Origin of the sequence: Bradyrhizobium yuanmingense (assembly GCF_029167105.1) — a bacterium.
Lineage (GTDB): Bacteria > Pseudomonadota > Alphaproteobacteria > Rhizobiales > Xanthobacteraceae > Bradyrhizobium > Bradyrhizobium yuanmingense_A.
In genome coordinates, this window is sequence record NZ_JARFML010000039.1 from 44,006 (window position 1) to 64,668 (window position 20,663).

15 protein-coding genes and 3 pseudogenes are annotated in these 20,663 nt (G+C 58.6%); 8 read left to right on the plus strand and 10 right to left on the minus strand.

Going from position 1 to position 20,663, the window contains the following annotated elements; all coding sequences use genetic code 11:
• The first annotated feature begins 5 nt into the window (after positions 1 to 5).
• The 5 genes and pseudogenes from P0R31_RS34135 to P0R31_RS41160 all read left to right on the plus strand — a co-directional run bounded on the left by P0R31_RS34135 (position 6) and on the right by P0R31_RS41160 (position 2,691).
• The gene (locus P0R31_RS34135; protein WP_275519086.1) at positions 6 to 341 is read left to right on the plus strand and encodes a tyrosine-type recombinase/integrase; all 336 of its coding nucleotides are present in this window, start codon (positions 6 to 8) and stop codon (positions 339 to 341) included.
• Between the two features lie 105 nt (positions 342 to 446).
• The gene (locus tag P0R31_RS34140) at positions 447 to 1,421 is read left to right on the plus strand and encodes a tyrosine-type recombinase/integrase (RefSeq protein WP_275519088.1); all 975 of its coding nucleotides are present in this window, start codon (positions 447 to 449) and stop codon (positions 1,419 to 1,421) included.
• Positions 1,422 to 1,464: 43 nt separating this feature from the next.
• Positions 1,465 to 1,692, plus strand: a pseudogene (tnpB, locus tag P0R31_RS41155) (IS66 family insertion sequence element accessory protein TnpB); the annotation flags it as partial.
• A gap of 69 nt (positions 1,693 to 1,761) precedes the next feature.
• Positions 1,762 to 2,253: pseudogene (locus P0R31_RS34145) on the plus strand (IS66 family transposase zinc-finger binding domain-containing protein); the annotation flags it as partial.
• The gene (locus tag P0R31_RS41160; RefSeq protein ID WP_430516884.1) at positions 2,248 to 2,691 is read left to right on the plus strand and encodes an IS66 family transposase; all 444 of its coding nucleotides are present in this window, start codon (positions 2,248 to 2,250) and stop codon (positions 2,689 to 2,691) included. The pseudogene P0R31_RS34145 and the gene P0R31_RS41160, both read left to right, overlap by 6 nt.
• Here P0R31_RS41160 and P0R31_RS34160 read toward each other — a convergent pair.
• A pseudogene (locus tag P0R31_RS34160) lies at positions 2,628 to 2,834 on the minus strand (IS66 family transposase); the annotation flags it as partial. The gene P0R31_RS41160 and the pseudogene P0R31_RS34160 sit on opposite strands and share 64 nt — an antisense overlap.
• A 101-nt stretch (positions 2,835 to 2,935) precedes the next feature.
• Here P0R31_RS34160 and P0R31_RS40915 point away from each other — a divergent pair.
• Entirely contained in the window at positions 2,936 to 3,079 is a 144-nt protein-coding gene (locus tag P0R31_RS40915; RefSeq protein WP_343299357.1) for a hypothetical protein, read from the plus strand.
• A 109-nt stretch (positions 3,080 to 3,188) separates the two neighbouring features.
• Positions 3,189 to 3,347: a transposase domain-containing protein gene (locus P0R31_RS34165; protein ID WP_275519090.1), complete on the plus strand. Its 159-nt coding sequence runs from the start codon at positions 3,189 to 3,191 to the stop codon at positions 3,345 to 3,347.
• Between the two features lie 8 nt (positions 3,348 to 3,355).
• Here P0R31_RS34165 and P0R31_RS34170 read toward each other — a convergent pair whose 3' ends face one another.
• Complete coding sequence (locus P0R31_RS34170) at positions 3,356 to 3,943, minus strand: hypothetical protein (RefSeq protein WP_275519092.1); 588 nt, start codon at positions 3,941 to 3,943, stop codon at positions 3,356 to 3,358.
• Between P0R31_RS34170 and P0R31_RS34175 the strand changes: the two genes are divergently transcribed.
• Positions 3,921 to 4,166 (plus strand): hypothetical protein, encoded by a 246-nt coding sequence (locus P0R31_RS34175; RefSeq protein ID WP_275519094.1) that lies wholly within the window; start codon positions 3,921 to 3,923, stop codon positions 4,164 to 4,166. The two genes, P0R31_RS34170 and P0R31_RS34175, sit on opposite strands and share 23 nt — an antisense overlap.
• A gap of 102 nt (positions 4,167 to 4,268) precedes the next feature.
• On the opposite strand, the gene pimD is transcribed toward P0R31_RS34175, so the two are convergent.
• The 8 genes from pimD to P0R31_RS34215 all read right to left on the minus strand — a co-directional run bounded on the left by pimD (position 4,269) and on the right by P0R31_RS34215 (position 19,086).
• Positions 4,269 to 5,411, minus strand: a complete 1,143-nt coding sequence (gene pimD, locus P0R31_RS34180; protein WP_275519096.1) for a pimeloyl-CoA dehydrogenase small subunit — start codon at positions 5,409 to 5,411, stop codon at positions 4,269 to 4,271.
• 68 nt (positions 5,412 to 5,479) lie between these two features.
• Complete coding sequence (gene pimC / locus P0R31_RS34185; RefSeq protein WP_275519098.1) at positions 5,480 to 6,652, minus strand: pimeloyl-CoA dehydrogenase large subunit; 1,173 nt, start codon at positions 6,650 to 6,652, stop codon at positions 5,480 to 5,482.
• A 1,045-nt stretch (positions 6,653 to 7,697) separates the two neighbouring features.
• Positions 7,698 to 8,831 (minus strand): mandelate racemase/muconate lactonizing enzyme family protein, encoded by a 1,134-nt coding sequence (locus P0R31_RS34190; RefSeq protein WP_275519100.1) that lies wholly within the window; start codon positions 8,829 to 8,831, stop codon positions 7,698 to 7,700.
• Positions 8,832 to 10,249: 1,418 nt separating this feature from the next.
• Positions 10,250 to 11,308, minus strand: coding sequence for a phosphotransferase family protein (locus P0R31_RS34195; RefSeq protein WP_275519102.1), 1,059 nt, complete (start codon positions 11,306 to 11,308; stop codon positions 10,250 to 10,252).
• A gap of 852 nt (positions 11,309 to 12,160) precedes the next feature.
• On the minus strand, positions 12,161 to 13,033 hold the full coding sequence (gene tesB, locus P0R31_RS34200) for an acyl-CoA thioesterase II (protein WP_275519126.1): 873 nt from the start codon (positions 13,031 to 13,033) through the stop codon (positions 12,161 to 12,163).
• 472 nt (positions 13,034 to 13,505) lie between these two features.
• Positions 13,506 to 14,354 (minus strand): acyl-CoA thioesterase, encoded by an 849-nt coding sequence (locus tag P0R31_RS34205; protein WP_275519104.1) that lies wholly within the window; start codon positions 14,352 to 14,354, stop codon positions 13,506 to 13,508.
• A gap of 1,081 nt (positions 14,355 to 15,435) precedes the next feature.
• A complete protein-coding gene (locus P0R31_RS34210) occupies positions 15,436 to 16,296 on the minus strand; it encodes a MaoC/PaaZ C-terminal domain-containing protein (RefSeq protein ID WP_275519128.1) in 861 nt (286 codons plus the stop codon).
• Positions 16,297 to 17,202: 906 nt separating this feature from the next.
• Positions 17,203 to 19,086, minus strand: a complete 1,884-nt coding sequence (locus P0R31_RS34215) for an ABC transporter ATP-binding protein (protein ID WP_275519106.1) — start codon at positions 19,084 to 19,086, stop codon at positions 17,203 to 17,205.
• Positions 19,087 to 20,663 lie beyond the last annotated feature (1,577 nt).

Below are 20,663 nucleotides of genomic sequence, written 5' to 3' on the forward strand. Positions count from 1 at the left end.
ACACCGTGTTTCCCAGGCCCAAAGGCGAGGCCTTCTTCCTCAGCTCGCGAGGCTGCCGTCTGTCGGCGACCGGCCTGCAAAGCAACTTCGCTAAGACCCGCAAGCTCGCGGGTCTTGACAATGGCAAGCCTCTGCGACCGCACGATCTCCGGCACCGGTTCGCGGTGACCAGGCTCAGGCTGTGGCACCAACAGCGCGCAGACGTTCAAGCGCTGCTGCCCTTACTCGCCACCTACCTCGGCCACGCCAACTATAGCGACACAGCCTACTACCTCACCGGCTCGTCGGATCTCCTCTCCATCGCGGCTGAGCGCGCCTTCCTCGACGGAGGCGCGGCATGAACGAACACCTCCTGGCGCCGCTCTTGGAGTCGTACTTCCGTCGCCGGCTGACCAAGCCGCGCAACGCGACCTCCGCGACCTTAGCCAGCTATCGCGACGCCTTGCATGCTGATCCTCTTTGCCGCGGCGCGTTTGCAGAAGAAGCCGGCGGCGCTGGCCCTTGAGGATCTCGATCGGGACCTTGTTCTCGCCTTTCTTGACGAGCTTGAGGAGAAGCGGAACAACTCCGTCGCAACGCGCAACGCCCGACTAGCCGCGATCCGATCCTTCTTCCATCACGTCGCTGCCGCCGATCCCGCCTCGTTCGGCGTCGCCCAACGGGTTCTGACGATCCCCACCAAACGGGCCCACATCGAGGTGACGCATCTCACCAACGCCGAGGTGGAGGCCATCATCGCAGCCCCTGATCAGACGACGCCCCGCGGCCGGCGCGACCGGGCCTTTCTGCTCTTCTTGGCGAGAACCGGCGCTCGCGTGTCCGAAGCGACCGGCGTCAACGCGAACGACCTTCAGTTGGAGCGAGGACGCCCGCAGGTGCTGCTTCACGGCAAGGGACGCCGAGATCGCGTCGTTCCCATTCCTAAGGATCTGGTGCGATCGCTGACGGACCTATTGAGCGAACGCGGCCTCACCAATCATGAACCGCGGCCGATCTTCGTCGGGGTCCACAACGAGCGCCTGACGCGTTTCGGCGCGACACACATCGTGCGGCGTGCCGCCTCCCAGTCCGGGTCCACGACGCCAAGCTTGGAGGGCGAGCCGATATCGCCGCACATCTTCCGGCATTTCCTCGCCATGAAGCTCCTCCGGTCAGGCGTGGACCTCCTGATGATCCAGGCCTGGCTTGGCCATGCTCAGGTCGCCACAACCCACCGATACGCCGGTGCGGATGTCGAGATGATGCGCCGGGGACTCGAGAAGGCGGGCGTCTCAGGCAACCGCAGCGCGCGCTTCCGGCCGAACGACACCATCCTGCAGCCGCTGGCCAACGTCCGGTTATTATGTGGCGGAGAAGCCCTGGGTGGCCGGCCCTGGCTGGCGTTCGGGCGCCTCCGCCACATAATCTCGTCCGACACATAAGAGCGGTTATGTTGAGAACGCAACATAATCGCACAGCGGCGCAGTCTTCGTGTTCCGATCGAAACGAGCGGACCGGATCAAGATTTTGGTCTGGGATCGAACGGGTCTGGTGTTGGTGCACAAACGCCTCGAAGATTGCAAGTTCGTTTGGCCAACGATCGCGGACGGAGTGATGCGCATGTCGCCGGCGATGTTCGCTGCCTTGTTCGAAGGGCTGGATTGGAGATTGGTCCGCCCGGAAGAAGCACGATGCCTGCAGGTGGCGGGATAACTGCGGCAGAATGACTCGGAAGCTATTTTGAGCGTGGCACGCGCGGCGGCGATGTGCTCGAAATAGCACATGAGCATCGCGGCGCTGCGCGACGAAAGCGAACGCCTCAAGGCGCTTTTGGCTCAAACGCAGGCGGCCTTGAGCGAGCATCAAGGGGCGCTGGCGGCTTCGGAGGAAGCGCGGCGTCGGCTGGAGATCATTCTCGGCGAATTACGATGCGACAAGTTCGGCGCGAAGTCCGAGAAGCTGCGGCCAGATCAGTACCATTTGCCGCTGGAAGACGTGGAGATCGCGCAAGGTATCTCGGACGCGGCGCAGGAGAGAGCCGAGACTGTGATCCTTGGCCGATCGCGGAACGTGCCGGATCAAGGTGCTCATCGCAATCGCGGCTGCTTGCCTGCCCATTTGCCGCGGGTGGAACGGATCATCGAGCCTGCGAGCACGCTCTGTCCGTGCGGTTGCGGTGTTATGGCGAAAATTGGCGAGGACGTCAGCAAGCGCCTTGACGTGATCCCGGCACAATGGCGCGTGCTGGTCACACGCCGCCCGAAATACATCTGCCGCCGCTGTTCCGGCCCTGTCGGGCAGGCGCACGCGCCGGAGCACGTCGTACCCAGCGGGCTGCCGGCCGAAGCGGCCATTGCGCACGTGGTCGTCTCCAAGTTCGGCGACATACGCGGTTTTACCGCCAGTCCGAGATCTATGCGCGCCAGGGCATCCGGTTTGATCGGGCGACACTGGGCAACTGGTCCGGTCGCGCCTGCTTCCATCTTCAGCCCATCACGAACCACATGGCTGACCCGCTTCCTCGAAGACGGGCGTCTCGAGCTCGACACCAACCCGGTCGAGAACGCCATCCGGCCGGTCTGCCTAACCAAAAAATGCGCCCTTGATTTGCTGTTGCGGGCCAATTTGACGAGGCGCCGGCGCGAATGGCTCCAGCAATGCACGAGCGTCCACGGCCCTTGCGGTCGAACGACTTCGGTCAGCCGGTCATAACCGTCGTAGGCATCGCATTGCAGGAAGCGTCCGCAAAAGCCATCCAGGAACTGCTCCGCAAAGGCACCGCTGCGACCGGGGGCGTATCGGAACAGGACGATCGGCGGACTTGGGCCGCTGTGGCCGCGGTCGTCTGAGGCGATCGCTCAGAAGTAGCCCTTCTTCGTTTGGCCGCGCCGGGGATCGAGTACCGGCGCCGTGGTTTGCCGTTCGGCACATCGCGCAGCTTTACGCCATTGAAGCCATGGTGCGCGGTGCGTCGCCGGGCATCCGGCTGGCCGCGCGCAAGGAGCATTCGTTGCCCCTCATCGCTGCTTTAAAGCCGTGGTTTGAGAAACAGCTTACTATGATCTCCAGCGGCTCAACGCGCGCCGAGGACATCCGCTAACAATCATTGGCAGGGCGCCATCACCTGGCCATGGCGGACCGTCTGTTCATGGACGACGCCGATCGCCGAGGCCGTCGCGGGCAATGAAATCGGGGCAGAAAACTGGGCCTTGCTGGCGTCGATCGTCGCTACTTGCAAGCTCAACGGCGTCAACCCGGCTGCCTACATCGCCGAAACACTCGAGGCGATCATCGACGGCCATCCACACAGCAGGATCGAAGACCTCATGCCGTGGCGATTCCGCAAAGCGTCAAGCCCGCATCAATAGGGTGACGGCTAAGCGCTTACCTGTGATCGATGTTGGAGCGAGTTTGTCTTTAGAAGAAACAACAGCCCCTGATCGCATTTGCCGAACGTCATGAAGTCGGCTTTCCAGATCCCGTCGTCCCGACCTTCGACCTCGACGAGCCGTTCGGCAATCGGCCGCTGACTTTGCTCAAAACCATGTTGGCGCAACCAGCCCGCCAGCGTGACAGAGGCGCAAGACTCCAGTTCTGAGTAATCCCAAGTTTGGTCTTCTTGCAAAGCATCCCGAGACTCTAGCCGCCGCTGGATGAAAGTTCGGTGGCCGATCAGTTTAGAAGCTTGGGGTGCGCGGTGGGGCAATGGCACCATCGTCGCGGCAACAAAGCGATGGAGCGCCCCATGGCGAAGCAGAACGACCTGAGCAGATGCCTTGTCAGACTTGAACAAGACGCGACAGTGATCGCCGTGATCGAGATCGGCCAGTCGAGCTGGCTGGTCGCCGGTATTGTGCCCGGCCTCGAACGCAATCCATTGAAGAAGCTCAACCCAGATCAGGATGCGCTCTGCCGCTTCTGCATCGTTGGCAGAAGAACCGATGCAGGTTGAACGCACGATCAAATCAATCGTCGCCTATGAGGCCGGCGGCGACGACTTCTGGTTAGCGCGCTGGCTGCGAGGGCGAGAGATCGAGGCCGACGTGATCCACCCGTCGAGCATCCCGGTATCGCGCGAGCTCCGGCGGGCGAAGACAGATCGGCTCGACACTGAGCTGTCTCAAACGCGCCTTTCTCGGTTGGCTACCCGGCGAACCCAAGCATTGCAGCATGACGGCTACGGCTGAAGACCCTGATGATGTCTCAAACTTCACGACTACATCCGCAAATGCTGGACGTCTCAGCAAGGACGATTCAAACTGAAACACCCATTTTCTCAAGTGCACAAATCACACCAACGCGCCCGTCTCACTCACCCGACGAAGGTGATAGTCGGCATCCCCAAACGTGTTCTCGATCATGGTCAGCCGCTTAAAATAGTGGCCGATCTTAGCGGCCATGGTCATGCCAATTCCACCGTGAAGCTGGATCGACTGCTGGCCGATGAACTTTGCGCTCCTTCCGATCTGCACCTTAGCCGCAGCGACAGCTTTTGCACGCTCGGCAGCATTATCCATATCCGCGGCTATCGTAGCGTACATCGACATCGAGCGCGCCTGTTCGAGCGCCACAAACATGTCGGCGGCGCGGTGCTGCAGACTCTGAAACGAGGAGATTGGCACCCCGAACTGCTTTCGCGTCTTCATATACTCGACTGTGGTCCTCAGCGATTCGTCCATCAGGCCCACGGCTTCGGCGCAAAGCGCGCTGCGGGCATCGTCTACCACCCGCTCGATCAGCGGCAATGCGTTGTCGGGATCGCCGATCGCAGCTGCGCTGCCCACCTCGACCCTCGCGAAGCTGATGTCGGCGGCGCGCAGCCCATCTTGGGTCGGGTAGCTCTTCTTGGCGATCCCTTTCGCGTCGCCAGGCACCAGAAGCACCGCGATGCCATCTCGATCGCGTTGAGCGCCTTTGGTGCGGACGGTGACGATCAAGGTGTCGGCGTTCTCGCCGTTGAGCACGACAAATTTTTCGCCGTCAATGACCCACCCATCGCCGGTCTTCCTTGCGGAGGTCGTCACATCGTTCAGATCATAGCGAGAGTTCCTTTCGAGCTGCGCTAAACCGAAGGTTCTGCTCCCGTCGATGATCCCTGGCAGATGAGCTGTCTTCTGCGCATCCGAACCGCCACGGCGCAGGAAGCCGCCGCCGATCACAACGGTGGTGAGATAAGGTTCGACCACCAGCGCTCGGCCGAACGCTTCCATCACGATCATGGTCTCCACGCCGCCGCCACCAAACCCGCCATCGGCTTCGACGAAGGGAAGCCCGAGCAGGCCCAGCTCCGCAAGGCGGCTCCAGATTAGTCTGCTCCAGCCGCCCTTCTCCCTCAAATATGTCTTGCGCTGCTCGAAATCGTAGACATCGGTCAAGAGTCCATCAACGCTTTCCTTGAGGAGCCGTTGCTCCTCGGACAAATTGAAGTCCATATCTCAGCTTCTCCTGGCGATGGATCTGGACCTCCTTCCGTTTCCCCATTTGCAGGGTGGAAGAAGGGTTAGAGCCCCAGCACCGCCTTGGCGATGATGTTGCGCTGGATTTCGTCAGAGCCGCCGTAGATCGAGACCTTGCGGTTGTTGAAGTAGCTCGGCGCGATCTGCGCGGTCCAGCCCATCGCTTCGTGCGAATGTTCGTCATAGGGCGCAGCGAATGGCCCGATCATCTCCATCAAGAGCTCGGTCGCGGCCTGCTGGCTTTGTGCGCCCTTCATCTTAAGCATGGAAGACACGGGATTTGGCTTGCCGTGCTTTCCTTCGGCGGTGACAATGCGCAGTTGCGTAAGCTCCAGTGCCTTCAGCTCGATCTCGGAGATGGCGAGCTTCTCCCGGAAGGTGCGATCCTCGATCAAAGGACGGCCGTCACTTTCGAAGCTGGAGGCCAACTCCTTGATGTGCCGGATGCGCTCCTTGGAGACGCCGACCCTTGCAATACCAGTGCGCTCGTTGCCCAGCAGGAACTTTGCGTAGTCCCAGCCCTTGTTTTCCTCGCCGATCAGGTTTTCGCAGGGCACCTTGACGTCGTCGAAGAAAACCTCGTTGATCTCATAGCCACCGTCGATGGTCTGAATCGGGCGCACCGTCACGCCCTTCGAATCCAAGGCGAAGACGATGAAGGAAATGCCCATCTGCTTCTTGGCGCTGGGATCGGTGCGGCAGAGGCAGAAGATCATGTTGGCGTGCTGCGCGTATGTGGTCCAAGTCTTCTGTCCATTGATGATCCACTTGCCACCCCTACGTTGGGCCTTGGTCGTGAGCGAAGCAAGATCCGAGCCGGCGCCGGGTTCCGAAAAGCCCTGGCACCACCAATCATCTACGTTTGCGATGCGCGGTAGATAATATTTTTTCTGCGCCTCGTTGCCGAAGGTGTATATGACCGGACCAACCATGCCGACGCCAAAGGCGAGCGGCGTCGGCGCCGGATACATCTGCAGTTCCTCCCTAAAAATGTAGTGCTGGACCGAGCTCCAGCCTGTGCCACCATATTCCTTCGGCCAGGAACTGACGTTCCACCCCTTCTTGTTGAGGATACGCCACCAAGTGACCATTTCTTGCTTCGACACATGTCGGCCTTCGACCATCTTGTGCCGCATTTGGGGAGATACATTATCGCGCAGAAACTGGCGCACTTCCTCTCGGAATGCTTGTTCTTCCTCAGTGAATACAAGATCCATCGGATTCTCCTGCAACCGGATCAAGGCGGGGTGGACTGGGAAAGCCTGTCCATGCATGCCAATAGGGCGAGGCCTTGACGTTAAGTGAACTGAACGCGAAGCGTATTCTTGCGTCACGCGAGCATCTCCTTTTACTGGCTCTTTGCGAAGCCGTAGGATGATGGGCCCATGTCCAGCTCAACTTCTCGTTAGCTTTTTGACGCAAAAGTGTGATCTGCCGCTAAGGAGTTTTTTTCCTCTCAATCGACGTCAACGATTGTGCTGCTATTCCCGCCTCTCTCTCCGTCAGAAACGAGCACCCCGGTTTGCGAGAGCGAGCGCAGCACCCATCCTGCCTTCCAAAATGCATTGAGCCTGCCTCTTTGACAGTGTTGTAGCCTCTCTGTAGCAACGGCCGTGCCAACAACGCTCGAACGCTTTGACTTTCTAATTTGATACGAAAACGAGTCGTTCGTAGATCATCAGGGCTTTGACGGAACAGACATCCTTCGCTGTCGGAATTCGCACGACAATTGAAAGGTCGACGGCTGCTTGATTGTCGTGCGGGTGACCGATCGATTTGCTCGCTTTCCTTATCTCCAGCTCGATGCGAGCAGATCTGGAGCTAGCGACGTTCGAGCCCGGTCGTCCTGAGAACGAACGGATGCAGATGCCTCAGGTTGCGACAATGCTGCCAAACGTAAGATTGAGGTGCTCTCCGCACGATAGCTCCCCGGCGACAAGGGGCCACAACGGCTGACACCCCGCGCGCAGGACTTCATGCTGCCCTCGTCGATCTGCCAGATCGTTCGACGAGACCCCTCCCACAACAGCCGGTCCTAAGCAGACCACCGACATTATTATTCAGCCCAACGGTTCTTCGAACCTGCGCTTGACGAATGCTGATCGAAGACCAGGCATGACTATGAACGCGAGCGAGGGACAGGAGCATCGCTCGCTGTCTGTCCGGATCACAGACGTGTGGCTGGGGCTCGCGAGGCTTGAGCGACCTAGCGCAAGCGCCTGCCATTCAGCAATGTTGCGGTTGCGCACGGCAGCTGATGCATCACTGCCTAGCAAATCGGACTAGCGCCTTGCGATCGATCTCGATCCCCAACCCCGGCGCGTTAGGTACGGGGACGATGCCGCGAGTGTGCTCGATGGGCTCGGTGACAATCGCCTGCCGGAGTGGGTTTTCGGTTCGGTCGAACTCCAGCAGCGGCGCTAGGGGTATGGGCGAGGACCGTGTGTGCGGCGGGAGAACGGCAAGTAAATGTAGCGATGCCGCAATTGCGATCGCGGTGCCCCAAACATGCGGATTATAACGGACGCCGAATGCCTCTGCCATGTCAGCGATCTTCTTGCATTCGGAGAGCCCACCTGCCGCGCAAATGTCGGGCTGGGCGATATCCAGCGCGTGCGAGACGAAGAGGTTGCGGAACCCGAACCGAGTGAACTCACATTCTCCGCCTGCGATCGGGATCGAAAGTGCGGCCTTTACCGCGCGATAGCCGGCAAGATCCTCTGGCGGTACCGGCTCCTCAAACCACCCGATATCGTGTTTTTCGATCATGCGGCCCAGACGGATCGCTGCGACGCTGTCAAAGGCGTGGTTCGCGTCCACCATCAGCGACACAGTCGGCCCGATCGCCTCTCTCACGACGCGCGTCGCGAGCGCATCCTCCTCCACACCGAAGCCGACCTTGAGCTTCACCGCCGAGAAGCCCTCATCGACGTAGCGCGCCGCCTCCTCGGCTAAATCCCGGGTGGGGTCTTCAACTTGGCGTCTATGGAGGCCAGTTGCGTAGGCGACGATGTGAGTCCGCTGCGCACCGCCGAGCAGCTGATGCACGGGAACGCCGAAATGCTTGCCCTTGATGTCCCAGAGCGCGATGTCGATACCGCTCAAGCCTTCTATCACTATGCCCTTCTGGCCGTGATCGCGCAGGCGCGCATAGATCATTTGCCAGAGATACTCGGTGCGCAGCGGGTCCTCCCCCATCAGCCATGGCGCGACCCTCTCGATCACGGCAGCCGTCATCCCTGCCGGCCCGTAGCATTCGCCCCAGCCGATAATATCCTGGTCGGTCTCGATTTCGACCAGCATCGCTGTGCGCGTATCATACCAGCCACGGGCGGAGGCAAGAGGCTCCGACAGCGCGGCTTGAAGGATATGGGTGCGAACGCCCGTGATCTTCATCAGCTTTCGTCTTTCCGGTCCTGCTGCGTCCCGCTATTCAGTCTAGCCGCTCCTAAATAGGCAACGCTGGTGCTGCGACGTTCGAACACCTTAAGCTTTTACTTTGAGAATGTTCGCACATAGGAAACGACGCTCAGTGTATTGAAGCGAGATCTTTCCAGGTCTGTCAAATACGGAACAAGATACCCGGGCGTTCGTACACGAAGACCGCCGGTATTTGCCATGGCGTGCTCGGTTGTCGTCGGCAGGCACGGCATGGGAGCAGCGGATCACTGCCTCTCGCTCTGCATCGCCGGACAGCAGCAAGCCCCGGCCGCCCCACTTGGTATGCGCCGCCGCGCAGCGTCGTGGAGACAATCATCGCCGAGGTAGTTAATATCGGGCGCCTTGTCAGCCTCAGCCGACATCTCCGGCTTGATTGATGCCCATATCCGTATTGCGCAACGACCCGTCCAGCCATCGCTGCTACCACGCCAAATACGAATAATGGCAAAGCGGCTCCCGCTTGCTACTCCTGCCGCGATTTTGGGTATGCCTGTACAGATGCTGTTCGCGCTTAACCCATCCCACTGGAAGGCTATTCCCGGGCATAATCTTATAGACATCGTGAGGATGGGCATGTTGGAGCGGGTCAGCGCCAAACACCTCTGCAAGATGCTCTGTAAAGCTGAGGCGTAACAGCTCATACGCTCGAACGGGCTGCAAACGCGAAGTCGATTTTTGTCGAGGTCCATCAAAGCCCATTTCGTGAGTTTCTTGGGAAGCGATTGCACTTGAAAGTTGGAGAGCTGGGCGCTCTTGTTGACGTGATCAGTGCGATTGAGCCGGTTGTGGCGGCAGCATAATCATATAACAATTGTCGGGCGTGCAGGTGATCAACGAGGCTGTTCATGTCTGTACCGACGGCCGATATTGAGAAGCGGCGATAGTATTGCTGTACACCGTCAACAGCGATCGGGGCACTACCTAGTCAGGTGAGGAATACATTCGCGCGGACTGCGGCGTATCAGAGCCATCTGAGGCTCCATGGACTGACGATCGAAGACTTGCGATGCGCGCCCTATCGGGTCCTGCTACTCGCTATGGACGCGGCCGATGGGAAATGAATGTGGCACGCAAGTTTCCGAATGTCTCTCGAGCCCAGGAACGGCCAGGCAGTGAACAGCTTGTTGATCGGTAAGAAATCTGCCGACGGATGTCTGATCATGGATCTGAAGAAGCACTTTTCGGTGCTCAGGCTTGCCATTCGATCGCGACCTCTTCACCGTGATCCGCCGACCGCTGCCCTTCTTGCCTCTAGGGGAGTGAGGCGGCTCGGAGGAACCGGCGCCGCGGACCGGTGATCGCCTCTATTGAACTTGGGGCCGAGAACTACTCACTGAGAACTCTCCTGACTCGGCTCGTTTCTGCAATTTGCGTTACCCCGCGCCCGCCTTCTGCGCATAATTCCATGATGCTTTCGCGAGCGGCACGGTACGCTTGGCAGCTTCGATCGCCTTGGTGTTGGCGGCGGTGCCATCTCGCATGCGGGCTGCGATGCCCTGAGTCATGCCGACCAACCGAAAGAAATTAAACGCAAAATACCAGTTCAAGTCCGGCAGCTCGCTGCCCGTGCAGTCGCAATAGATTTGCGCGGCCTTGTCCATGCTCGGGATATTGAGCGTCTTCAGATCGGCGTCCGCAAGACCCGGCCTGATCCATTGCATCAACAGATAGGTAAAATCGGACATGGGATCGCCGAGCGTCGACAATTCCCAGTCGAGTACCGCGATCACGCGCGGCTGCTTTGCATCGAAGATAATGTTGTCGAGTCGATAGTCGCCGTGCACGATGGAGACACGTTTCTGCTCGGGAATCGTATTCGGCAGCCATTCGATCAGCTTTTCAACCTCCGGGATATATTGCGTCTCCGAAGCGCGATACTGCTTGCTCCAGCGATCGATTTGGCGCGCGAAATAATTGCCAGGCCTTCCGAAGTCCGCAAGGCCGATGCTATCGGGATCAAACATGTGCAGCCTCGCGAGAGTCTCGATCTTGCTGCAGAAAATCTTTGCCCGCATTTCGGCAGACTGGCTCGGCAAAGTCGGATCCCAATAGACGTGTCCTTCCTCCATCGACATGATGTAGAATGCCGCACCAATGACGGCCTCGTCAGTACAGAGCGCAAACGCATGCGCAACCGGGAAGCCCTGCTGGCCGAGCGCCGAGATGACGCGGTACTCGCGGTCGACCGCATGCGCCGACGGCAGCAACTTGCCGAACGGCTTTCTGCGCAACACGTAGGAACGGCCGCGGCTGTCGAGTTTGTATGTGGGATTGGATTGGCCTCCCTTAAACTGTAAGACGGTCAAGGAGCCGGTATAACCTTCGACATGCTTGCGCATCCAGCGGTCGAGACGGCTCTCGTCGATGCGATGTCGCTCTTCGACGGGCCTCGTGCCCGAAAACTCCTCGTCCTTCCTGAAGCCCTCGGCCAAGGTGACGCTCCTCGAAATTGTTGACTTCCGCTTCATTAAGCACCCGAGCAGCCTTCCGAAATCCAATCTGACAATGGTGCAGCAGTGCACTTCATCGGGGCCCTTCGTGAGACGCATCGCGCGTGTCGAGCTTGGTCGCGCGGATTCCGCATCGTCGGATGGGCCCGCCCGAGGTCCGAACCGCCTGCTCGATTATTCGCAAGCCGCTTCGGCTAAATACCAATACAGCACAATCCTCACTCATCGAACTTTCTGTGCGGATCTCAGGCCGCCTAGCTCGCCCGAGAGTGGCTTCTTTTGGCGATGCGAACGGGCGCATCTGAAGCCGACGTGGGTCAGATTCCATTTCTCGCTGCGCCGACAAAACGATTTTGACTCGCCCGGGAAAGGGCTGCGAATGCTGCCGCAAGGCCCTATTTTGCGTGAGATACGAACACGGTAGGATCGCAGCGCCCCTCACTCGACGAATGTTCGTGAATTTGAGCCAGCAGATGATCCCCGCGTCATTAGTGGCATCGTTCATTCGTTTACAACGCCCCAGGCTAGTGCGATTGCCCACCCAAATTGGTCCTCCTATTAAGTTCTACGATCGATTGTGCAGTTGGCTCACGTGGGGTCGGGAAGCCCAAGTTTCAGGAGCCGACCTCGTACGCGCTAAGAAGACGCAAATGATGACTCCGTTTAGTCAAAGCGTATCGCTCGAGAGCTGGCGGAAACAATGAGAGCATAAGACTGTCATTGCCTTTCGCGCGGATGGCGCAACTTCGACGGCTCCCGCAGATGCTAAGGGGTCTGATCGCAATGCTGCTGACGGGGTGAGGCGCAAGACTGCCGGTCTCAGGATGTTTCTGCTCAGTCGGAGACCGAACGCCGTTCGCGCACCGAGCCCTCCTGAGAGACGGACGCTACCAGCGTGCCGTCACGCTTGAAGATCAAGCCGCGCGCGAGGCCGCGTCCGCCTTGCGCGCTCGGCGACTCTTTGGCGTAAAGTAGCCACTCGTCGGCGCGAAAGGGTCGGTGGAACCAAATTGCGTGGTCGAGGCTCGCCGAAATCATGCGCCCGTCGAACAGAGTGCGGCCATAGCGGACCATGACCGCATCGAGTAGCGCCAAATCTGAGGCGTAGGCCAGCGCGCACATGTGAAGCGTCGGGTCATCGGGCAGCTTTGCTGCGGCCTTCATCCACATATGAAAGCGGCCGTCATCGATCTTCTGACCGACATAACGGCTAATCTCGACCGGACGCAACTCAATCGGACGGTCGCGGTCATAATAGCGGCGGATGAATTCCGGTAGGTCGGTGAACTTCGACTGCTTGGCTAGTTCTTCTGCGGTGAGCATTTCCGGCGGCGGAACAGCGGGCATTTTGTTTTGGTGATCGAAAGCGCTGTGTTCACCTGCGTGAAATGACACCACGATGGAAGAGATTGCCTTACCATGCTGAATTGCTGTGACGCTCCGTGTCGAATAGCTTTTGCCATCACGCAGCCGTCGGACTTCGTAGACAATCGGAACCTGTGGGTCACCGGTCTGAATGAAATAGCCATGCAGCGAATGCGGCAGCCTGTCCTTCACCGTGCGACATGCCGCGACCATCGCTTGCCCTATCACCTGGCCACCGAACACCCGTTGAGGGCGAGGACTTGGATTATTGCCGCGAAACAGATTCGACTCGATTGGCTCAAGGTCGAAGATGGCGGGCAGGTCGATCGAGCTTTTGGACATTGACGCGCCTTTGCTTTTCTTCGACATCATTCCCCGGAATGGCAGCCCTGCGATGAAGCCGAAATCCGAAATCGAGCCTTCTTTCGAACCATAAGGGAATTCTTGGGCCCATGTTGTTTGTAGCTGAGGCGGCGCAACTGCAACTGTACTGGTGCATTGACATCGATTGGTAAGAAACGAGACGCCTTCCTTTGAGCTCCCGGGCCCGGACGACCGCATCCACCCTTTCCAACGATCCTTCACTTGCGAAGCAATCACCGTGCCACAAGACGGTCTAGAGATGCGCAATTGGTGTCCTCATCCTGCGCCAGCAACTATACTTGCGGTTACTGTCGGGTTGGCAACATCGACTAAACGGAACAAAGGTCCGAGCACGACGACGCACATGGACGAGGGATGGACGCTGCTCGGGGCTGAGAACCGGCGGCTGTTGGATCCTCGAATGATCATCACGTTTAACGCACATGACAGCTCAGCGACCCTCGCGCACCGAACCTTCCTGGGTAACAGAGGCGACCAATGTGCCGTTAGGCTCGAAGATCAAGCCGCGCACGAGACCGCGTCCGCCTTGCGCGCTCGGCGACTCTTTGGCGTAAAGCAGCCAGTCGTCTGCTCGAAACGGGCGGTGAAACCACATTGCGTGGTCGAGGCTTGCAATTGCCATACGCTGGTCGAACAATGGGCGCTCATAGCGCGCCGTCACCGCATCGAGCAGTGGGTAATCTGAGGCATAGGCCAACGCGCACATATGCTGCACTGGATCATCGCGCAGCCTCGTCGCCGCCTTGATCCAAACATGAACGCGCCCGTCATCAATTTTTTGACCGACATAACGGCCGAGCTCGACCGGGCGCAACTCTATCGCGTAATTACGGCGGATAAATTCCATCGTTTCACAATACATCGGCTGCTCAGGCACTTCCTTTGCCATCAGCGTTTCCGGCAGCGGCACGCAAGGCATCTTGTCGTGATGGTCAATGGCGCCCTCCTCCCCGGCATGGAACGAGACCACGATGAAGAAGATTGCGGTACCATGCTGGATTGCGCTGACGCGGCGCGTCGAATAGCTCTTTCCCTCACGCAGCCGTTCGACCTGGTAAATAATGGGCGCCTGCGGGTCACCGGGCCGGATGAAGCAGCTGTGCAGCGAATTCGGCAGCCGACCCTCCACTGTGCGGCATGCCGCGGCCATCGCCTGCCCGATCACCTGGCCTCCAAACACCCGTTGCGCGTTGGTGTTCGGACTAGTGCCACGAAATAGGTTCAGTTCGATCGGTTCCACGTCCAAAATAGTGGGCAGGTTGATCAAGCTTTGGGACATTGATGCGCTTTCGGTGTCTTCGGCGTCATCTCCTGCCAGGCCACGCAGCCATAAACAGGACGTTTCGGGATTTCGGCCCGTTCTTTGGAACGGCATGCTGCCAGCGCAAAGTAGCGGAACGGTTCGCGACAGTGCTGCTGTGTATTGATTTGGCTATTCGAGACCTTCTCATTCTACCCCCAGAACTGCCAACATTACCCGACGATTCAACGTCACGGCAGCAATCGGCATGCCAGAAATCACGATGTATAGAGCAGACGCAGATGCATCTACTTCAGCCGCGCAACGAAATACTTCGCCCTTAGCGTCGCGCTCCGAACACATAGATTTAAACCTGACAGCTGAGCAGATAACGATCGCGAAGAACAAGCGTCGCCCCTCGGGCCGAACACTTTGGATGGAGGTCGTTCAAAATTGTCGCACAAGTGATGCTCCGTACCAGGCGGTTCGCTGGATTCTCGCAATTCTTGGATAAGCCCACAGCGGCTTCTGATCTCAAGCGTGACTTCTGGCCCTGCGCCTTCTTAGAGTTTGATCGTTGCAACGAATCGCCTCTCTGCTCTTCGGCTAGGTGAGCTACTGCCCATGGGCGGTTATGAGGAGCAGTATGGTCTGCTCATCCTCAGCGCTAAGCGTGCGCGCCAGTGCTGGTGCTAGCCGACGGCGTTCTCATTTCGCAACGGCTACGCAGCGCAGTCAGTGAGGACAAAGTTGCCACTACTCGCTAGGTGCACGCTTCATACTCAACGCCGGTACGGCTCTTCTCTTGGCGGCGCTCACTCCGCTAGCCCTGCTCTCAAGCAGGACATTAGCAGCACGCGTCTTGCAAGATATGGCTAGTAGATAGGCTTTCACATCTCAGTTCAGCGGCCTAGCGAGCGTCCCAAGCGCGGCCGGACTCGTTCAGGGAGACCATGGATTTTGCGCTTTCTGCACCTTTGCGGGCATCGTTTATTTGGCGCGAGCCAACGGCTGGCTACCTAAGCAGCGCCTTGCCCTTGCAGCAAAAATCGCGTCGCACTGGTCTCTAAAACCTGCACCGGTGCCGCGCCAATTCGGTTGTATCTTCAACTAGACCAGGTCAGCCCAGCAATGTCTGCCCATTCTTGACGACCTTAACTTGGCGCTCCCGAACATGAGCCTCGAACGAAATCGAATTGCCGTCCTGCCACAGATTAACAGTAATGATCTCACCCGGAAACACCGGGGCAGAAAAGCGGACGCGATGACGTTGGAAGGCAGAGGGATCGTAGTCGGCATAGGTCTGCAACACGGCTCTGCAGGTCAGTCCATAGGTGCACATGCCGTGGAGAACGGGCTTGGGAAAACCCGCTCGGCGCGCAAATTCCGGATCGCTGTGTAATGGATTTCGATCACCTGACAAGCGGTAGATCAGCGCTTGGTCAGGCTGGGTTGGGATATCGATTGATCGGTCCGGCGCTCTGCGGGGTATTTGATGCGGCTCAGGCATTCCCTCTGATGGTCCGCCAAAGCCACCGTCGCCCCTCGCAAACGTCGAAGAAACGATCGTGACCATCTTTTCCGACGCGCCGTCTCTAACGACCACTTCGTTCTGAATGATCGCGCCTTTCTCCCTTCCCTTGTCGTGCACGCCGCGCACGCGCGCATCCGCAGTAACGCTGGCTGCGGCGGGGATCGGTTTGTGAAACGTGATGTCGCGTTCGCCGTCAAGGACCATGACGCGGTTGAGGTCGATGAACCCGGGTCGGGCCCCCCAGACGCAGACGGAAGCAAAAGTCGGAATAACCTTTAGCGGCTTGGGAGTTGCAAATGCCTCGTTGACGAACTGCAGCTCCTTTTCGTTCAAAGGATCGGAGCCCATGCCAATCCCAAGCGCGTAAAGCATCACCTCCCGATCGCTCCACGAATAGGGTGCGGCTTCGGTCTTCAGGTCGAGTATGGCAGGATAGTCGATCGGCATCGAGCAGCTCCTCCTTCTCGCTACCTTGGCGAGCCCGCTGCTGGAGAGGCAGTGGAGGTCCACTGCTCCATCAAAGTCGTGCTCGCCCAGTGCGGCCTCCTGGCCCACGCTCGTATTGATGGAAGCAACCAGCGCTTCCATGCGCGGCACCATGTTGCTCTCCGAAACTATCGCGAAGGCTACTATATACCTGCGTTTTGTTCAGGACCGGCAACACACATGTCAGACAGAACGATCATCGCTCGTCTTCCCTGCAAGGGTGCCAGAACCTCACTAGCAACGGCCATGCCACAACCGTCAACGGGTTAAGTGTCTGATTACGCATGTCCCTCGCCCATCTAAACCTGACAGGGCTTGTGCCTGTCAGAAATTGGACAGCGCTTAGCGCCGCCGGGCCACAGCTTAAAGCCTCGCCGAACCACTACACACTCCATACCATACCGCTCCCTCGGCGCATTTCTCCAATCCCAGGCACCAAATTGAGCTTAGCTGCCGACATTCAAAGCTTGCTGATGTGGCCTAATACGGCGTTTGATACCGACATTTCCCTCCTCGGCAGCACCAAGCCGGCGACTGCTCGAATTCCACTGTCCCTCGATCGCACCATGATCCGTGAAAGCTGTAAAAGGCGTTCTTCCTATTTGTCGTTTAGATTAGCGATTAGCATGTGCGTGCATGCTGGATTTTTTTTGGTCAAATCGACATTGCGATCGCGGCCGGGATTCCATCATCCAGATTGAGGCAAACCGAAGCGACCTTAGACGCGGCAAGCGCCCGCGAATGACGAGCGCGAATAATGGCAGACGCGGGAAGTTCCGCCCACTCTGCGGAAATCAGCTGAGCCGACAAACTTGTCTTCCAGCCACCCGAGGCACATGGACCGGACGGGTACGGAACCAATGATGCTCACAAATGCTTCGACCAAGTTCGTTCGCTCCGTACGCGCTTATGATCTCGAGCCAGATCGGGTCGTGCCAACTCCGTTAGCGACTTGTTGGACGGCTCGTCGAACCGGTCGTCCGTGGCCTGCCCTTCGAACAGCCATCGATAGATACCGCCAGCCCGAGTCAGCGAGTCGTGGTTGCCCTGCTCTACGATCTCACCGCGATCGAACACCAGAATGCGCTCGAAGTTGCGTACCGTCGATAGCCGATGCGCAATCACGATCGAAGTGCGTCCCTTCATCAACCGCTCCATCGCCTGTTGGATCAGCCCCTCCGATTCCGAATCGAGGCTCGAGGTCGCCTCGTCCAGTATCAACACCGGCGCGTCCGCTAGGAACGCCCGCGCGAGCGCGACCCGTTGCCGCTCACCGCCCGACAGCTTTACACCGCGCTCTCCGACCAGCGTGCCATACCCTTGCGGCAGCCGCAGGATGAAGTCATGCGCATTGGCGAGCCGCGCCGCCTGCTCGATCGCGGCCATGTCGGCCTCGGGCCGGCCGTAGGCGATGTTCTCAGCCAGCGTGCGGTGAAACAGGATCGGCTCCTGCTGCACAACCGCTATCTGGCTGCGCAGCGATTGCTGTGTCGCTTTGGCAATATCTTGGCCGTCGATCAGGATCCTGCCGCCGGAGAGGTCATAGAGCCGCTGCACCAACTTGATAAACGTAGTCTTGCCCGAACCGGAACGGCCGACAAGTCCAACGCGTTCGCCGGCGCGGATGTCGATCGACAGGCCATCGTACAAGGGCGCGCGGTGACCCCCATAGTGAAACGTCACATTCTCGAATGTAATCCTCCCACCTCGAATATCGATCGGTTTAGCACCGGGTGCATCGATGATGCCCATCTGCTCTCGACTAATAGTAACAAGTTCCGTCATGTCGTTCACAGAACGCTGCAGATTGTTGATGTGCATGCCAACCTCACGCAAATAGGCGTGGATGACATAATAACTCGTCAGCATATAGGTTGCGTCGCCCGCCGAGGCCCGCCCGGCTATCCACAGCAGGATAGCGCCGCCGATTACCAAACAGCGGAAGCACAACAGCATCACGTGCTGCACCATAAAAGAGCCGTTCCCACGCTGCCACGTGCGCGACAGCCGCACCTGCCATTCCTTGATGACACCATTGAAACGGGCATCCTCGCGCATCTCTGCGCCGAATGATTTCACCACAGCGTTGCAGGTGAGCGCGTCCGCCAGTGTGCCGCCTACCTTGGTATCCCAGGCATTGGATTCTTGTGCCGATGGCGCGACATAGCCGATCGTCATCACCATCGTGATCGCGACATAGACGACCGCGCCGAGTGCGATCACGCCGCCGAGCCCTGGCCAGTGCAGACTTAACAGGATCATTGAGCCCACGAGCACCGCGAGCGACGGCCATAATGCCATCAGAATGGTGGCATTGAGCAGGTCGAGCGCAGACATGCCACGCGTGATCTTGCGAACGGTCGAGCCGGCAAAGGTATCGGCGTGCCAATCAGTCGAGAAGCGCTGCACCCGCATGAAGGCTTCGCATGTTGCATCAGCGATCGTCTTCAGCGTGAACGGCACAATCGCCTTCAGGCCAACAAACCGTAGGATCAGCGAGATGAGACCCAGCGCGACGATGCTGCCGAATGCAACCAGCGCCGCATGCCGCGCGACCAGATCGTTCGGACCCGACGTTAATGCATCGACGAGATGGCCCGAGTAAACCGGCATGAACAGGTCGGCGATCGGTGCGCCTAAGAAACCGACGAGAACGAACGTGAGGCGGACAGGCTGCTTCAACCAGTGCTGGAAGACGAACGGCATGACCTCGCGGAGCGCGGCGGGTCGTTGGTCATCGTGAACATTCATGGCGCGATCCGGCCGCACTGACAGAGCGAGCCGACTCCATCTGAATTGGCGCACGAAGGTGCAAGACACGACAGGGGAGTCATTGAAAACAACCCGTTGTTGGATGCTTTGGAGGAACTGGACGACGGCCTCTATGAACGCCGGCGCTCAACGGCACTGCCCAAACTCCTGCGAGAACAGCGGGCGTAGGCGCACGATCATCGAACAAGACATGATCAGGTAGACCCTCGCCGATTTGAGGAACGAGGCGCTGCTTACACATCGATCCCGCGCAACCTTCAAGACGGTAAGCGCGTGAGCGCGCACACCTCAATGCTCGTCGGTAGGTCATATCGCGCCGGCGACGGCCTCGTTTGTCGCAGATCTTGCCATCCTGCAAGAGCCCAGAGGTATCGCTGACGTTGCGATCGATTGACGGACGGTAGTCACTGAGGGACTTACGGCCGTACTGGCCGCCGACGAGCACGCAATCCAATCCTTCGGTCGAGCTCCACAATCCCGGCATGGTGTTTCCTGCAGGATCGAGATCCGCTGGATTGGCGGCACCACTTCCAACGAGCGCAATCGTTGTGGCAAGCCAAAGACGAACTCCTGATCGCATCCTCACCTTCACTAGGTGCACATTACCGGCTTGCACGCACCTCCATCGGTGAAACAGGTGCGACATTGCTGCTTTAAGCTTATAGCGTCGAGCCACACGCAGCCGACGCGCTTAAATGGTCTGATCCTGTTACGCCGTTTCCGACGCCATTTCTGGCGAGCGTTCGATTTGAGGTCCCGCAAGGATTTGTCTTGCCTTTGTTGTTGCGTGCACAATGTCGCGCACGCAAACGTTTGCGTCACGTCGAGACAAGCCGCGCGTTCCTTTCAGATGGGACGCCCTGTGCACGCGCCAGATAATTCCAACAGCAACAGATCTACTCGGTCTGGCCATTGCCTCGTTCTTGCTCCAGCACCACTATGCAACGAGGTACGGCCGAACTGCATTTTTGGCAGCCGGCTGCAGCACATGAAGGTGCAATTGGCAGTTCCAATGCCTTTGCGACTCGAACGATAGCAACAGAGCATCGGTCGTCTTACGCAGCTATCGCTGTCTCTAGTAGCAACAGCCGTGCCAGCAGTCTGCAGACCCGTTAAGCTGTTGTTTGGGATCTGAAAACGCGACACCGCTCGGGTGACAGCCAGTGTTTAGAGCGCGACAATTCGTCATACTCGCCGTTAGAAACCAAACAGGATCGCGGTCATCTACGCCCGAAGTAAAGCCTTACGGTCTTGTCCGAGCACGGCTGAGTTGACGCAAGCAGCAGACGCAACCAACGCAAGAATTTCGTTCTGGCCCAATGCAAGGCGCAGCTTTGTGTTGCGAGATACGAGTACTTTCTTCTGTCTAGCAGAGCTGCGCATCCAATTCATCTGATTGGCATGTCGATTGCCTGCTGCGAAACACACTGCAGCTCGAGAGCGTTGGTGGTTCGTCCGGACGTTGGCGGTGAATTGCTAGATCGGTACAATGATGCGCGAACGAGATTTGTGGCTTTCAATGAACTCGACAAGATTGCTGATAACTCCCCCGCACA